Below are 14951 nucleotides of genomic sequence, written 5' to 3'. Positions count from 1 at the left end.
TTCCATGAGCTTTCACGCACCCTTCGGCCAGCCGCTGCTGACCTTCCCTGAACTGGACAAGAGCCCGCTGAGCATCCGTGCCAAGGCGCTGGTGTTCGTCGACCCGCGCTCGCAGGCGCTACGCGAGGCCCTTGAACGCCTGGCCCCGCAGCCACTGCCAGTGCTGATCCGTGGTGAAACCGGCACCGGCAAGGAACTGCTGGCCCGGCAGATTCATCGCGCCAGTGATCGTGGCGGGCTGTTCGTGTCGGTCAACTGCGCGGCCATCAGCCACACCTACGCCGATGCTGAGCTGTTCGGCTACAGCGCCGGCAGCCAGGGCGGCACCGCCAGCAGCCGTGCCGGCTGGTTCGGATCGGCCAACGGCGGCACGCTGTACCTGGATGAGATCGCCGACCTGCCGCTGGCGATTCAGGCCAAGCTGCTCGCCGCCCTGGAAAACCGCGAGGTCACACGGGTCGGCGCCAGCCACCCGCAACCGGTGGACGTGCGCCTAGTGGCGGCGTCCAGTATCGATCTGGCCCAGGCGGTGCAAGCGGGGCGTTTCAACGAACGGCTCTATCACTATCTGCACGAGGGTGAACTGGAGCTACCCGCCCTGCGTGAGCGGGTGGGCGATATCCTGCCACTGGCCGAGTACTTCGTCGGTATCTACAGCGTGCGCCTTGACCGCCCGGTGCCGCTGATCAGCGAAGCGGCTCAACAGGCGCTCGAAGCCCATGCCTGGCCGGGCAACACCCGGGAGCTGGAGAACGTCATCCACTTTGCTTTGCTGGTCAGCGATGGCGAGGAAATCCTGGCGCAGCATCTGGACCTGCCTGAGCGTGCACCGCTGCAAGCGCTGGCTCGCCAGCTTGGTCAACTGGCCCAGAGCCGGGATGCGCAGACCGTTGCCGGGTTGCGCAGGGTCTTGCAGGAGGCTCTGCGGACGCTGGACGTGTAGGCGCGGCGTCAGTCTTGGCGGGCTCATAAGCAAACGCGGTGGTGGCATTTTGTTTTTGGAATAAGCAGCTAAATAAAAGATATTTTTGCGCAATAAAGAATCCCGGTATCGTCCGCCTCACGCCCGCCCAAACGGATGGGCACCCGACTTCGCCGCCATCTGCGATGGCCCAGCTCAAGAACAAGGATCACCATGAAAAAGACCCTGCTGACCACTGCCCTGGCCGCCGCCCTGTCCTTCGCAGGCCTGGCGTCTGCCGCCGAGAAACTGGTCGTGGCCGCCACCCCAGTACCGCATGCTGAAATCCTCGAACTGATCAAGCCGACCCTGGCCAAGGAAGGTGTCGACCTGCAGATCAAGGTCTTCACTGACTACGTGCAGCCGAACGTGCAGGTAGACCAGAAACGCCTGGACGCCAACTACTTCCAGACCCTGCCGTACTTGCAGAACTTCAACGAAGGCAAGGGCACCCACCTGGAAACCGTGATCGGCGTGCACGTCGAGCCCTTTGGTGGTTACTCCAAGAAGGTCAAGAGCCTGGCTGAGCTGAAGGAAGGCGCTACCGTCGCGATCCCGAACGAGGGCAGCAACAGTGGCCGTGCCTTGCTGCTGTTGCAGAAAGCTGGCCTTATCACCCTGAAGGATCCAAAGAACGCCCTGGCCACCCCGAAAGACATCGCCGAGAACCCCAAGAAACTCAAGTTCCGTGAGCTGGAATCGGCCATGCTGCCGCGCGTGCTGGATCAGGTCGACCTGGACATGATCAACACCAACTATGCCTTGGAAGCTGGCTTGAACCCAGCCAAGGACGCCCTGGTGATCGAAGGTAGCGATTCGCCTTACGTCAACTTCCTGGTTGCTCGCCCGGACAACAAGAACAGCGACGCCATCCAGAAGCTGGCCAAGGCCCTGACCAGCCCTGAGGTGAAGGAATTCATCGCCAAGAAATACCAGGGCGCGGTGCTGCCAGCGTTCTGATTCGCGGCCCGAAACGAAAAGCGCCGACGCATTTGCGTCGGCGTTTTTGTGTGTGCTGCACGGCTTTATGGGCAATGCCTGAATCCACCGCAGCGGCCCCAAGAATCCCGGCTGCTGCACAAATCCTGGGGCTGCTTTGCAGCCCTTCGCGGGACAAGCCCGCTCTCATAGAACTACACATAACTTTTTGATTTAGCAGGGGGAGTGGGAGCGGGCTTGCCCGCGAACACCGGCGAAGCCGGTGCCATACACCGAGTCGCCTGCTTCGCGGGCAAGTCGGGGCGCCGAACCGCCGCTCCCACAGGGTACGCGGAGCGCTTGCGAAATCAGTTCTCTGCGCGACAGTGCAGCCCAAAGGGCTGGGTGATCTCCTACAGAGATGGTGCAATGCCTGAACCCAGCGCCCCACCTGTAGGCTCAGCGCTGACTCAACGCCCGGCGCAAGGCCATGAGCCACAGCAGTTGTTCGTTCGTAGCAGGCGAGCTGGGGCTGTTCATCGTTAACGTCCTTGTGGGTGTGATGGGCCGTACAGGTCACAGGTTGGCTTCACTTCGAGCCCGATTGACGCGAAAAAATTCCGCCTCTCCCAAGGAAAATTGCCGGGCAATTTGCCCATGCCCGCTCACCTGCCGCTTGCCAGGCTGAGTTGCTTGGCAATCAGGTGCCTAACCGTTACGCGGCAACCAATTCAGCAAGAACGCATTCACCACCCGTGGGTTCTCCAGGCTGGAGATATGCCCGGCAAACGGGATCTGGGCTGCCAGGCAGCCGATGATCCGCGACATTTCATTCGATTCGGCCGGTGGTCGCGGAATGTCCTGGTCGCCACATACCACGATGCTGCGCTCACCCGGCAACTCACCCAGTCGGCCGAGCAGGTCCGGCCGCCCGAAGATCACCCGGCCCATCGGATCGAGGCTCTGCCGAATGGTCTCTGCGCGGGTGGCTTTGAGATCTGCACGGAACCGTTCGCGAATTTCCGGCACCGTTTGGCCACCGGCGTGGAAGAAGATCGGCACGATGATGTCGAGCAGTGCGTCGCTGAACTCACCGGCTGCGCTGGCCGCGTCCAGCAGGGCGAAATACTTGAGGCGCGTGGCTTCGGGTTCGGCGCCCAGGTAGGTGTCCAGCAACACCAGGCGATCGATGCGCTCGGGGTGGGTGATGGCCAGCTCGGCGCCCCACATGCCGCCAACCGAAAGCCCCACCAGATGGCAGCGCTCGATACCCAGCTTGTCCAGCAAGGTGACATGTTGGCGCGTCAGTGCCTGCATGTCGGTGGTATTGGCCGGTGGAGCATCGGAGTCGCCGTGGCCCCACAACTCGGGCACGATCAGCCGGAAGTGCTGCGACAGCGCCTCGACCTGCGGCTGCCACATGGCCGCTGACCACAGGTAACTGTGGCCCAGCAGCACTGGGAAGCCCTGACCTTGGTCGACATAGCTCATGCGTGCGCCGTCGATCTCGATGAAGTGTTTCTGCATGCGGTCTATCTCATGAAGGGGCGAAAGGAATTCAGTCGTGGCGGGAGGCTGTGGATGTGGATCCGCGCTCAGGCACCAGGCGCAACGTGCTCTGCGCCGGGATCACCCCCAGGCGCGCCCTGTGGTAGCGCCCTTGGATGTAGTCTTCGGCTTGGTCGGCATAGTGCGTATCGAACGGCACGCCGCTCTGCCCGACCGGATTGATGGTGAGCGCAGCGCCAGCGTCGGCAAAGTCGATCAGGCGCCGGGTCGAGGGGCCGTAGGTGACCGGCCAAGGTGCCGGGCCGATCTTGGCCGACAGGTTGTTGGGAACCTCGTGGGTGCCGGGCGCGGCGAAGGGGCCGACGTTGAACAGCAGGTTCAGCGGCTTTTGCACCCCGAGCGGGTGATTATGGGTCAGGGTATGGGCCTTGCCCCACTGCCAACTGGCCGGGTCCTGGCCGAAGGTCTTACGCAGGTGTGTGAGGCTGCGCTGCCAGGCCAGGCGCACGATGGCGGTGCGGTCGGTGCGTTCATTGGCGCCGCGCAGTGTCCACCAGGGTGAGGCTGGATCGGCGGCCAGGCGCGGCAGGGCGGCGTCGATGGCGCGGGTGCTGAGCAGCACCGGGAACCAGGTGTCGCCCAGTTCGTCATGTAGGGCAGCGAAGGCCAACTCGTAGAGGAACTGGTTGAACAGCGTGGCGCTGGTGGAGTCCAGTGGGTAGTCGCCGCGCCAAGCTGCCAGTTGTTCGACCAGTTCCTTTTCCTCGTCGCCTTCGGCCACGCCACGCAAGGTGCCGAGCAAGGGGGCCAGGGTGCGTGGGCCATAGTCGTTGCTAGTGTCCAATTGCAGGACCTGGCTGTTCTGGAGGTCCCATTGGATGTCGGGATCGCTCAGGTGGCGGTCGAGCTGGCGGCCACGGTCTGCCAGGTTGTAGTAGCCCGGTATCGGCATCCCGGCAGGTGGTTGATAGTTGGCCGAGACGATGTAGCCGCTGGCCGGGTTTTCCTGTTGAGGGTTGGCGCTGAATGGGTAGAAGCCAGGCTTGTCTGCCTGCTGGCTGCTGCCGTCGAGGATGAACGCCGGGTTGACCCCGTTGGGGCGGATCGGCAGGCGTGCTGCGGCCCACCAGCCGATATCGCCGCGAGCATTGGCCCACACCAGGTTCAGCCCTGGTGCTTGCACCTTGGTTGCGGCCTCGCGCATCTTGGCCAGGGTATCGGCGCGGTTGATCTGATAAAAGCCTTCCAGGATCGGGTTTTCGGTTTCAAGGAACGCCCACCACATGGCGATGGGCGTCTTGCCGGCGGTGTCGCCCAGCACGCTGTTGACGATCGGGCCGTGGGGCGAGCGGCGCAAGGTGATGTGGGCGGCTTGCTCGTCCTTGATGGCGATGGTTTGTTCGGTCTTCTCCAGGGGTTGCCAGCGACCATCGACCATCACCAGCTCAGGGTTGTCTGGATGGGTCTTTTCGGCGATCAGGTCGAGGTCGTCGTTCTGGAACATGGTCAGGCTCCAGCCGAAGTCGCGGTTGTGCCCCAGCAGGGCAAACGGATTGAGGCCCTGAAAGTAGCCATACAGGTTGAAGCCAGGTGCTGACAGTTCGGCCTCGTACCATACCGCTGGCACGGCGAAGCCGATGTGCGGATCGCCCGCCAGCAGCGGTCGGCCGCTGCGGGTATGTTTGCCGGCAACCACCCAGGCGTTGCTGCCTTCGAATTGCGGGATGCCCGCCTCGCCGAGGGCGTCGTGGCTCAGTTGCGCGAGCTGTTCGAGGGCGCGCCAGTCGGCGGCGGCCAGGGGCGCTGCCAGGGCGCCGTCGGGTTGCCAGTCGAGGTCGAATATCTTCAGGTATTGGCTGCCGAGCTGGTCGCGTATGTAGGTCAGCGCAGGCTCGGTACGGAATGCGGCGGCGAAGCTGTAGGCCAGGTAGCCGGCGATGCTCAGGGTGTCCTCGGCAGTGAAGGGCCGTGGAGTGATGCCCAGCAGATCGAACTCCATGGGCTGGGGGTGACTTGCCTGCCACCGGTTCACGCCGTCCAGGTACGCCTGCAGCGCCTGCCAGGCGGGGGACTGGTGATCGATGCGCTGCGCCATTAGTGCTGCTTGCTCGCGGATGCGCAGGCTGCGGAACAGGGTGTCGGTGGGCAGCAGTTTTGCACCCAGTACCTCGGCCAGCTCGCCTCGGGCCAGGCGGCGCATGATCTCCATCTGGAACAGGCGGTCCTGGGCGTGCACATAGCCGAACGCGCGGTACAGGTCTTGTTCGTTCTGCGCTTGCAGGTGGGGCACGCCACGGGCATCGAAACGCACGCTGACCGGCGCCTGCAAGCCTTCGATGGCCACCTCGCCGTCACGCACGGGCTGCTTGCCCTGCACGTACCCATAACCGATGCCAGCGGCGGCAATCACAAGCACCACGGCCAGCAGGGTCAGGCTGCGCTTCATCGAGACTCCTTTATGCACTCGAGCGAAAAAATGTGGTCCGATCATCGGCGGGTTCGCGCACTGAGCATAGTCCCCTACAAGGAGTTTCCATGTCCCTCAGCGAAAAACAGAAAATGCTGTCAGGCTTGCCTTATCGCGCCAGTTGCCCTGAGCTGCAAATGGAGCAGGTTACCAACAAGCACTGGATGCACCGCTACAACCATAGTGTGGAGCTGCTCAGCCAGGCGCGTCACGCCCTGCTTGCCGAGCACTTCGCGAGCGTGGGCGAGGGCGTGGTGATTCGCCCGCCGTTCTTCTGTGACTACGGCTACAACCTCAGCGTGGGTGCCAATACTTTCATCAATTTCAACTGCGTGATCCTCGATGTGCTGCCGGTGCGTATCGGCGCCGACTGCCAGATCGGGCCGGCGGTGCAGATCTATACCGCCGACCATCCGTTGGACGCCGAGCAACGCCGCAGTGGGCTGGAGAGTGGTCGGCCAGTGAGCATCGGGGACAACGTATGGATCGGTGGTGGGGCGATCATCCTGCCGGGCGTGACCATTGGCGATAACGCGGTGGTGGGCGCCGGCAGCGTGGTCACCCGCGATGTGCCGGCGGGCGCGGTGGTGATGGGTAATCCGGCACGTGTGCGTCAGCCGGCCCAAGGGCAGTAGCAGCCAACCGCGAGCGTGTTGGAGGCCTGTACGTGACGTCCCCGGTTCAGCGCATCGAGGATCGGTTCGATGAAACTGTTGCCTGAGTTGCACACCGCACCTTCGCTGTAGGGGCCGAAGTAGGCGAGCTTGCCTTCGCGGTCCCAGATCGCTACGGCCGGGGTGGCGGGGAGGTGTTCGCTGCCAGGCAGGTTGTCCAGCGCCTGGAGCGAGTCCAGATTGGCTGGCAATTGGCCGTGGCTGCCGGGTTTTTGCAGCACATGAAAACGCACCCCCTGCGCGGCGAAGCGTGTCACCAGCTCAGTAAGGTGCTGTTGGTTGCCGACGTTGCAAGGGCAGGCCGGGTCCCAGAAATGCACCACGCGGATCGGGCCAGGGCCTGCCAACTCAGGCGGCAGCTGCAACTGGCTGCCATCGAAGAACATGGCCTGGTTGTCGAAGGGGCGCAGGTAGCGGGACTGGAAGCTGTCGTAGGCCCACCACAGCATGGCGGCGCAGAGCAGGGCGGCGATGGTGATGAGCAGTGTTCGGGTGTGTCGGGTGGGCATGGGCAGCCTACGAAGCGGTGGGGAGGGCACGCTGCCTGGTGGGGGCGCGCCGCCCGTTGAACAGTGTTGCAGCTTGCCACGGCACCGCCCAGAGCTGAATATCCCAGATCAATACTTGCCCCGTTGTGGATGTACCTGATGCCTGTCGCTTTCCACCCCGACCTGCTGCGCAGCAGCCTGTCACCGCTTGTCGAACGCCAGCCGTTGCCCGAGCAAGGCCGCGATTACCAACGCTTCTACGGGCTCGACCTGCCTGTGCACAGCTGGCTGGGTGGCTTTCAGGTCGCAGGGTTCGATCTGGTCGCACAGGTGTGGTTGCCGGAGTGCCCGGTGGCGACGTTGTTCGTGCTGCACGGCTACTACGACCACATGGGGCTGTACCGGCATGTGATCGACTGGGCCTTGGTGCGCGGTTACGCCGTGATCAGTTGTGACTTGCCCGGGCACGGTCTGTCCAGTGGCGAGCGGGCCAGCATCGAGGACTTCGCGCTCTACCAGCAGGCGCTGGAGGGGCTGTTCGAGCAGGCACGCCAGTTGGAGTTACCGCGCCCCTGGCACTTGTGCGGGCAAAGTACCGGGGGCGCGATCGTGATCGACCATCTGCTGCATGCGGGTGAGCAGAGCCCGGTGGATGGCGAGGTGATCCTGCTGGCGCCACTGGTGCGCCCCCGGGACTGGCACTGGTCGAAGTTGAGCTATTGTGTGCTGCGCCATTTCGTCAACGGCATCGAGCGGCGCTTCAGCGAAAACACCAATGACCCGGCGTTCCTGCCGTTCTTGCAGGCCGATCCGTTGCAGCCCAGGCGGCTACCCACGGCTTGGGTCGGGGCGTTGTTGAAGTGGGTCAAGCGCATCGAGGCGGCTCCGCCCAGTATGCGGCGGCCGCTGATCGTGCAGGGCGAGGCGGATGGCACGGTGGATTGGCAGCACAATTTGCAAGTGCTCAAGGCCAAGTTCGCCGAACCGCAGATCCTCATGTTGCCTGAGGCGCGCCATCACTTGGCCAACGAGCTGCCGGGCATCCGCCAGCGCTACTTCGACTTCATCGGTCAGCGCCTGGGCTGATCAGTTGAGGTCCGAGGCCTGTTGGCCAACCGCGAGCGCAGCACGTACCGCTGCCACTGCGGCCTTGTAGTAGGCTTGGCCGTCGGCCGATTCGGCGAAGGTCGAGAACGCTTCTAGCTCGGTGTCCGACAAGTCGCGGTAGACGTACAGCAGGGTGTTGTTCAGGTCTTCACCGACCTGGTTCATTAGCCGCTGGCGCTGGCCGTCGAGCAGGCCCTGGGCCTGACCGCCGCCGAACAGGCCGGGGATCATCGAGCTGAGGCTGTCGGCGGCCACGCCGGCAATCGCCAGGCTGACCTCGGCCCCAGCTTCGCGGGCTGGCAGTGCCTTGGCCAAATGGCCGATGATCAACAGGCGGTTGTCGCTGGCTGGCATTTTCGGCAGGCCCTTGGCGTTCTTCGCCAGTTGGTCCTTGCGCGTGGCCAACAGCTCGGCGGCCACGACCTTGCGTCCGAGCGGTGACTGGAAGAATGCCAGGGCTGGGGCCGGGTTGGGCAGATTGCTGCGCAGTTGTGCCTGGGCACGGCGATCCATTGCCTGGGCCTGGAAGCGCTGGTTGCTATTGTTGACCAGTGCCTGGTAGACCGCAGGCGGCAGGCTGTTGCGGTAGCGCTGCTGGGCGGCGCTCACGGCATCGTTGAAATGGGCGCGTTGGTCGGGCCAGCCAGCGGCCTTGTACAGCTGATCCAGGCTATCTGCCCAGACAGGCATTGTGCAGATCATCAGCAGAAGCAGGGAAAACAGACGGCGCATTCAGGACTCCTGTCGGCAGGTCGCTATTGTCCTTGGCGTGGCGGGGCTTTGTCGAGCCGTCGCGCGTGGTTCCTGACCAAGTGGCGCTGTGCGCACGCATGCCGAATGGCTATGATGCGCCATGCACATTCCTCTCGAACACCCACTGCTGTCGGCGATCGTCGACGACCTGGCCACCTGTGGCTGGTCGCAGCAAACCCTATTCCTGCCTGAGGCGCTGTCGCGCGAGCTTGCGGGTGAATGCCGGCGTCGCTACAGCGAGGGCGAACTCAACCCTGCCGGTGTCGGGCGCGGCGCCTCGCAAGAGGTGCGCGAGGCGATCCGCGGCGACCAGATCCAGTGGCTCGACCCTGGCGAGTCGGCACCGTGCGACCGCTACCTGGACACCATGGACAGTCTGCGCCAGGCCATCAACCAAGGTTTGTACCTGGGGCTTGAGGATTTCGAGTGCCATTTCGCGCTTTATCCGCCAGGGGCTTTCTATAAGCGTCACCTGGACCGTTTCCGCGATGACGACCGACGCATGGTCTCGGCGGTGCTGTATCTCAACGAAGGCTGGCAGCCCGAGGACGGCGGTCAGTTGCGCATGTTCTTGCACGATGGCGTCGTGCATGACGTGCAGCCGCAGGCCGGTACGCTGGTGGTGTTCCTCTCCGGCGATGTGCCTCACGAAGTCCTTCCGGCGCGGCGTGAACGCCTGTCGTTGACCGGTTGGTTCCGCCGTCGTGGCAATGACCCGTTCTGAGGTGGCCAAAGTCCTGGTCAGCGCGTGCCTGCTAGGCCAGCCGGTGCGTTATGACGGGCGGGCCAGCGGCTACCCCGACGTGCTGCAACGCTGGCAGGCCGAGGGGCGGGTGGTGGCGTTGTGTCCTGAGGTGGCCGGTGGGCTGCCGACGCCGCGCGCCCCGGCAGAGATTCCGGGCGGGCAGGGCAGTCAGGTGCTCGATGGCGAGGCCCAGGTGATCACGGTGCTGGGCGAAACGGTCAGCGCGGCCTTCCTGGCCGGTGCGCAATGTGCCCTGGCGCTGGTGCGCAAGCATGGCATCGGCGTGGCGGTGCTCAAGTCGGGGAGTCCTTCGTGTGGCAATCGACTGACGTATGACGGCAGCTTCAGCGGCGTGAAGGTGCCTGGCGAAGGGGTGACCGTGGCGTTGCTGCGGCGCGCGGGCGTGCAGGTATTCAGTGAGCTGGAGCTGGAAGACGCCCAGCGCGCTTTGCTGGGCCGCTGATCGCGGGGCAAGCCCCGCGAGGGGTTATCACCGTTCGGCGGCGTTCTGTACCGAGTCCTTGAGCCATTTGTCTTCGAGCTTCAGTAGCCGACCATCGTCCTTGATACGTTGCAGCGCATTGTTCAGTGCGCTTTCGAAGGCCGGATTGTCTTTCTGGAAGGGAATCATCAGTTTGTCGCGGCCGAACGATTCGCTGGCTTGCAGGGCCGTATCGAGTCCGGTGCCGGACTTTTGCACGGTGATGTCGAACTTGCCATCCTGGACGCCGGGCAATACTTCCCCTTCGGGTGTTTCGATGAATTCGGCGCGCACGCCCAGTTCATTTGCCAGGGCCTGTCCCAGTTCGATGTCGAAGCCGGTCAGTGGCTCGTTGTCCTTCTCTTTATAGGCATAGGGCGCCGCATCGGGCTGCACGGCAATGCGCAGCTCCCCACGGTCGTTGATTTCGTCGATCAGGTCGGCCTGGGCCAATGGGCTGAAGAGTACGGCCAGCAGTACGCCAATGGTCAAACGCATGAGTGCCCCTTATTTCTTGGCAGATGAATTTCATTCGCCGAGGCTTTTCCCCTGCCCGGTCGAACGCAGCCTATGACCCCAAGACCCTACCAATGTTTAACCCGGTTTGAATTATTTCTGTGGCTCTTTTCTGAACCTCTGGGTCTTCAGTTGGACTATGGTGAACTACCGCAGGGTTTCGTTTACGCCATAGCGGTCAATTGAAGTGAATCACAGGAGAAGTGAATGAACAGCCTATTTTCGCGTGCTGCCGTCGCCGGTCTGCTGATGGGGGCCTCGGTATTGGCCTGTGCCGCGGATGCCTTGAAGAGCCAGCAGCCACCGGAAGGCGCCAAGGTCTTCATCGTTTCCCCCGCCGATGGTGCTACGGTCGAGAAGACCTTCACCGTCAAATTCGGCATCGAGGGCATGGGCCTGAAGCCTGCCGGTGACCAAACCCCGCACACCGGCCATCACCACCTGCTGGTGGATGTCGACAAGGCACCATTGAGCGACACGCCGCTGCCCACCAGCCTGATGCCAGAGAACCACGCCCCGCTGCCGGCCGGCCCGCAGGTACTGCACTTCGGCAAGGCGCAGACCGAAGCGACCATCACCCTGACCCCTGGCAAGCACACCTTGCAACTGGTCCTGGGCGACCAGTATCACGTGCCGTTCAAGCCGAGCGTCGAGTCGCAGAAGATCACCGTCAACGTCAAGTAAGCGTTGGGTCGCGCTGCACTGCTGATCGTGCAGGTAAAAAAAGGGAGGCCACCTGGGCCTCCCTTTTTCATGTCGCCAGAAAAATCAGAACAGTACGCGCGAGCGAATGGTGCCCTTGATGTGCTGCAATTTTTCTTGCGCCAGGTCCGAATACTCGGCGTCAACGTCGATGACCACGTAACCGACTTTCTCGTCGGTCTGCAGGAACTGACCGGAGATGTTGATACCGTTCTCGGCGAAGACTTTGTTGATCTCGCTGAGTACGCCTGGGATGTTTTCGTGGATGTGCAGCAGGCGGTGCTTGCCTGGGTGAGCCGGCAGGGCCACTTCAGGGAAGTTGACCGACGATACGGACGTACCGTTGTCGCTGTACTTGACCAGCTTCTCGGCCACTTCCAGGCCGATGTTGGCTTGGGCCTCGGCGGTGGAACCACCGATGTGTGGGGTCAGGATCACGTTGTCCAGGCCGCGCAGCGGGCTTTCGAACTCTTCATCGTTGGAGCGCGGCTCGACCGGGAACACGTCGATGGCGGCGCCGATCAGGTGCTTGTCCTTGATCGCGGCGGCCAGGTGGTCCAGCTCGACCACGGTGCCACGGGCGGCGTTGATCAGGATCGAGCCCTTCTTCATGGCACGGATTTCCTTCTCGCCGATCATCCACTGGGTCGATGGCAGCTCGGGAACGTGCAGCGAGATGATGTCGGCCAGGCCCAGCAGTTCGTTCAGGCTGGTGATCTGGGTGGCGTTGCCCAGTGGCAGCTTGGTCAGCGGGTCGTAGAAGTAGACCTGCATGCCCAGGCTCTCGGCCAGCACCGACAACTGGGTGCCAATCGAGCCGTAGCCGACGATGCCCAGCTTCTTGCCACGGATCTCGAAGGAGTTGGCCGCGCTCTTGATCCAGCCGCCACGGTGGCAGGAAGCGTTTTTCTCAGGAATGCCGCGCAGCAGCAGGATGGCCTCGGCCAGCACCAGTTCGGCAACCGAGCGGGTGTTGGAGTAGGGGGCGTTGAACACGGCGATGCCGCGCTCGCGGGCCGCGCCCAGGTCAACCTGGTTGGTGCCGATGCAGAAACAGCCGACTGCGACCAGTTTCTTCGCGCAGTCGAAGACCTCTTCGGTCAGCTGGGTGCGCGAGCGGATGCCGATGAAGTGGGCATCAGCGATCTTTTCCTTCAGTTCTGCATCAGGCAGCGAGCCGGTGAGGTACTCGATGTTGGTGTAGCCGGCAGCCTTGAGGGTGTCCACGGCATTCTGGTGGACGCCTTCGAGAAGAAGGAACCTGATCTTGCTCTTTTCGAGAGAAGTCTTGCTCATCTGCTTAAACCTGTATCCCGGAGAAAAATGGCGAGGGGTGTTGCGGCGCGGCATCGGCCTTAGCACGAACAGCGGGAGCGCCATGCTACCATACGCGACACTTACTGAGCTGTTTCAGACAGTGAGGCGTATTCAGGCTCACTATGAATGAGTTGAGAGTTACGACGATGATCGAGCGTGCAGTACTGGATGAACTGAAGGCCCTTGTCGACCCTGGCAAGTTGCTCACCGACCCGGCTTCGCTGGAGGCCTACGGCAAGGACTGGACCAAGCACTACCCGCCTGCGCCCAGCGCCATCGTGTTCCCCAAGACCGTCGAACAGGTCCAGGCCATTGTCCGGTGGGCCAACCGGCACACGGTTGCGTTGGTGCCTTCAGGTGGCCGTACCGGCCTGTCGGGGGCGGCAGTGGCCGCCAACGGCGAGGTGGTGGTGGCGTTCGACTACATGAACCAGATCATCGGGTTCAACGCATTCGATCGCACCGTGGTCTGCCAGCCCGGTGTGATCACCCGCCAATTGCAGCAGTTCGCCGAAGACAATCGCCTGTATTACCCGGTGGACTTCGCTTCCAGCGGTTCCAGCCAGATTGGGGGCAACATCGGCACCAACGCCGGTGGTATCAAGGTGATCCGCTACGGCATGACCCGCAACTGGGTCGCCGGACTCAAAGTGGTCACCGGCAAGGGCGAGTTGCTCGAACTGAACAAGGACTTGATCAAGAACGCCACCGGCTACGACCTGCGCCAGCTGTTCATTGGCGCCGAAGGTACCCTGGGCTTCGTGGTCGAGGCAACCATGCGCCTGGACCGCGCCCCGCGCAACCTGACCGCCATGGTGCTCGGCACGCCGGACTTCGACGCGATCATGCCGGTGCTGCACGCCTTTCAGGACAAGCTCGACCTTACCGCTTTCGAGTTCTTCTCCGACAAGGGTATGGCCAAGATCATGGCCCGCGGCGACGTGCCCGCGCCGTTTGAGACCGACTGCCCGTTCTATGCCCTGCTGGAGTTCGAAGCCAGCAGCGACGAGGTGGCCAACCAGGCGCTGGCCACCTTCGAGCATTGCGTGGAGCAGGGGTGGGTGCTCGACGGGGTGATGAGCCAGAGCGAGACGCAGCTCAAGAACCTGTGGAAGCTGCGCGAATACCTGTCCGAAACCATCTCGCACTGGACCCCATACAAGAACGATATCTCGGTGACCGTCTCCAAGGTGCCGGCATTCCTGCGCGATATAGACAGCATCGTCGCGCAGCACTACCCCGACTACGAAGTGGTCTGGTACGGCCACATCGGCGATGGCAACCTGCACTTGAACATCCTCAAGCCCGAGCACATGAGCAAGGATGATTTCTTCGCCTCGTGCACTAAGGTCAACAAGTGGGTGTTCGAGATCGTCCAGCGCTACAACGGCTCGATTTCCGCCGAGCACGGGGTTGGCATGACCAAGCGCGACTACCTGGGCTACAGCCGTTCAGCCGAAGAAATCGCCTGCATGAAGGCAATAAAGGCCGTGTTCGACCCTAACGGCATCATGAATCCGGGTAAGATCTTCGCTCCCGAATAAAAGCAGTATTCACAGGAGTCGGCCATGAGTTACCAGCACCAGTATGTAGATGGCACCCGTATTCACTTCCCGTTGGGCAAGGTGGTGTGCATCGGGCGCAACTATGCCGAGCACGCCAAGGAGCTGAACAACCCGATCCCCGCCGAGCCGCTGCTGTTCATCAAGCCTGGCAGTTGCGTGGTACCCCTGGAAGGCGGCTTCAAGATTCCGACCGACCGTGGCTCGGTGCATTACGAAGCCGAAATTGCCGTGCTGCTGGGCAAGTCGCTGTCGACCAAACCGACCGAGGAAGAGGTGCTGGACGCCATCTCGGGCTACGCCCCGGCGCTGGACCTGACCCTGCGCGACGTGCAGAGCAAGCTCAAGGAAAAGGGTCTGCCATGGGAGCTGTGCAAGAGTTTCGATGGTGCCTGCGTGTTGCCGCCGTTCGTTGCCGCGTCCAGCTTCGAGGACGTGACCGACATCCCGTTGCGCCTGAGCATCAACGGTGAAGTGCGCCAGGACGGCAACAGCGCGATGATGCTCAACCCCATCGTGCCGATCATCCAGTACATGGCGGCGTGCTTCTCGCTGCAGGCGGGCGATGTGATCCTCACCGGCACCCCGGCAGGTGTCGGCCCGTTCAACGTCGGTGACGAGCTGGTGCTGGAGCTTCCAGGCGTGTGCCGTTTCGAAAGCCGCGTGCTCTGATCCTGTGACGGCGATGGCAGGCTGCTATCGCCGGTTTTGCCGTTTTTTTCACAAACGATACGGATAATGCGCAGCTTCA

General features: G+C 62.8%; 15 protein-coding genes. 9 read left to right on the top strand and 6 right to left on the bottom strand.

The window, feature by feature from the left end; all coding sequences use genetic code 11:
* Positions 1-4: 4 nt before the first annotated feature.
* Together ACNFIC_RS12945 and ACNFIC_RS12940 are read left to right on the top strand one after the other, a co-directional pair.
* Positions 5-943, top strand: coding sequence for a sigma 54-interacting transcriptional regulator (locus tag ACNFIC_RS12945; protein WP_138221781.1), 939 nt, complete (start codon positions 5-7; stop codon positions 941-943).
* 192 nt (positions 944-1135) lie between these two features.
* Entirely contained in the window at positions 1136-1921 is a 786-nt protein-coding gene (locus tag ACNFIC_RS12940) for a MetQ/NlpA family ABC transporter substrate-binding protein (RefSeq protein ID WP_138221780.1), read from the top strand.
* Between the two features lie 666 nt (positions 1922-2587).
* Here the strand turns inward: ACNFIC_RS12940 and ACNFIC_RS12935 are convergent.
* Both ACNFIC_RS12935 and ACNFIC_RS12930 read right to left on the bottom strand, forming a co-directional pair.
* Positions 2588-3406 carry an alpha/beta fold hydrolase gene (locus ACNFIC_RS12935; RefSeq protein ID WP_416781145.1) on the bottom strand — a complete coding sequence of 273 codons (819 nt, stop codon included), beginning with the start codon at positions 3404-3406 and terminating at the stop codon, positions 2588-2590.
* A 31-nt stretch (positions 3407-3437) separates the two neighbouring features.
* A complete protein-coding gene (locus tag ACNFIC_RS12930) occupies positions 3438-5834 on the bottom strand; it encodes a penicillin acylase family protein (RefSeq protein WP_416781144.1) in 2397 nt (798 codons plus the stop codon).
* A gap of 89 nt (positions 5835-5923) precedes the next feature.
* Between ACNFIC_RS12930 and ACNFIC_RS12925 the strand changes: the two genes are divergently transcribed.
* Complete coding sequence (locus tag ACNFIC_RS12925; RefSeq protein WP_138221777.1) at positions 5924-6490, top strand: sugar O-acetyltransferase; 567 nt, start codon at positions 5924-5926, stop codon at positions 6488-6490.
* Here ACNFIC_RS12925 and ACNFIC_RS12920 read toward each other — a convergent pair.
* Positions 6469-7038, bottom strand: coding sequence for a DUF6436 domain-containing protein (locus ACNFIC_RS12920; RefSeq protein ID WP_138221776.1), 570 nt, complete (start codon positions 7036-7038; stop codon positions 6469-6471). The two genes, ACNFIC_RS12925 and ACNFIC_RS12920, sit on opposite strands and share 22 nt — an antisense overlap.
* Positions 7039-7176: 138 nt before the next feature.
* Between ACNFIC_RS12920 and ACNFIC_RS12915 the strand changes: the two genes are divergently transcribed.
* Positions 7177-8103 (top strand): alpha/beta hydrolase, encoded by a 927-nt coding sequence (locus tag ACNFIC_RS12915; protein ID WP_138221775.1) that lies wholly within the window; start codon positions 7177-7179, stop codon positions 8101-8103.
* Here the strand turns inward: ACNFIC_RS12915 and ACNFIC_RS12910 are convergent, their stop codons facing one another.
* Positions 8104-8856: a DUF2059 domain-containing protein gene (locus ACNFIC_RS12910; RefSeq protein WP_138221774.1), complete on the bottom strand. Its 753-nt coding sequence runs from the start codon at positions 8854-8856 to the stop codon at positions 8104-8106. It lies immediately after the preceding gene.
* 121 nt (positions 8857-8977) lie between these two features.
* On the opposite strand from ACNFIC_RS12910, the gene ACNFIC_RS12905 reads away from it, so the two are divergent.
* Together ACNFIC_RS12905 and ACNFIC_RS12900 are read left to right on the top strand one after the other, a co-directional pair.
* Complete coding sequence (locus ACNFIC_RS12905; RefSeq protein ID WP_416781143.1) at positions 8978-9601, top strand: 2OG-Fe(II) oxygenase; 624 nt, start codon at positions 8978-8980, stop codon at positions 9599-9601.
* Positions 9588-10085 carry a DUF523 domain-containing protein gene (locus tag ACNFIC_RS12900; RefSeq protein WP_416781142.1) on the top strand — a complete coding sequence of 166 codons (498 nt, stop codon included), beginning with the start codon at positions 9588-9590 and terminating at the stop codon, positions 10083-10085. Before ACNFIC_RS12905 ends, ACNFIC_RS12900 begins: the two co-directional genes overlap by 14 nt.
* Positions 10086-10112: 27 nt before the next feature.
* Here the strand turns inward: ACNFIC_RS12900 and ACNFIC_RS12895 are convergent, their stop codons facing one another.
* Positions 10113-10601, bottom strand: coding sequence for a transporter substrate-binding domain-containing protein (locus ACNFIC_RS12895; protein ID WP_138221771.1), 489 nt, complete (start codon positions 10599-10601; stop codon positions 10113-10115).
* 225 nt (positions 10602-10826) lie between these two features.
* Here ACNFIC_RS12895 and ACNFIC_RS12890 point away from each other — a divergent pair, with 225 nt between their 5' ends.
* Positions 10827-11303 carry a DUF4399 domain-containing protein gene (locus tag ACNFIC_RS12890; protein WP_138221770.1) on the top strand — a complete coding sequence of 159 codons (477 nt, stop codon included), beginning with the start codon at positions 10827-10829 and terminating at the stop codon, positions 11301-11303.
* Positions 11304-11387: 84 nt separating this feature from the next.
* Here the strand turns inward: ACNFIC_RS12890 and serA are convergent, their stop codons facing one another.
* Positions 11388-12617, bottom strand: a complete 1230-nt coding sequence (gene serA / locus ACNFIC_RS12885) for a phosphoglycerate dehydrogenase (protein ID WP_138221769.1) — start codon at positions 12615-12617, stop codon at positions 11388-11390.
* A 167-nt stretch (positions 12618-12784) separates the two neighbouring features.
* On the opposite strand from serA, the gene ACNFIC_RS12880 reads away from it, so the two are divergent.
* Positions 12785-14182, top strand: coding sequence for an FAD-binding oxidoreductase (locus tag ACNFIC_RS12880; RefSeq protein ID WP_416781141.1), 1398 nt, complete (start codon positions 12785-12787; stop codon positions 14180-14182).
* Positions 14183-14206: 24 nt separating this feature from the next.
* Positions 14207-14872, top strand: a complete 666-nt coding sequence (locus ACNFIC_RS12875; RefSeq protein ID WP_138221767.1) for a fumarylacetoacetate hydrolase family protein — start codon at positions 14207-14209, stop codon at positions 14870-14872.
* Positions 14873-14951 lie beyond the last annotated feature (79 nt).

This window comes from Pseudomonas sp. NY15463 (genome assembly GCF_048068415.1).
Lineage (GTDB): Bacteria > Pseudomonadota > Gammaproteobacteria > Pseudomonadales > Pseudomonadaceae > Aquipseudomonas > Aquipseudomonas mosselii_C.
Note: the sequence above shows the minus strand (reverse complement) of the source record. Positions and strands in the feature narration are given on the sequence as shown.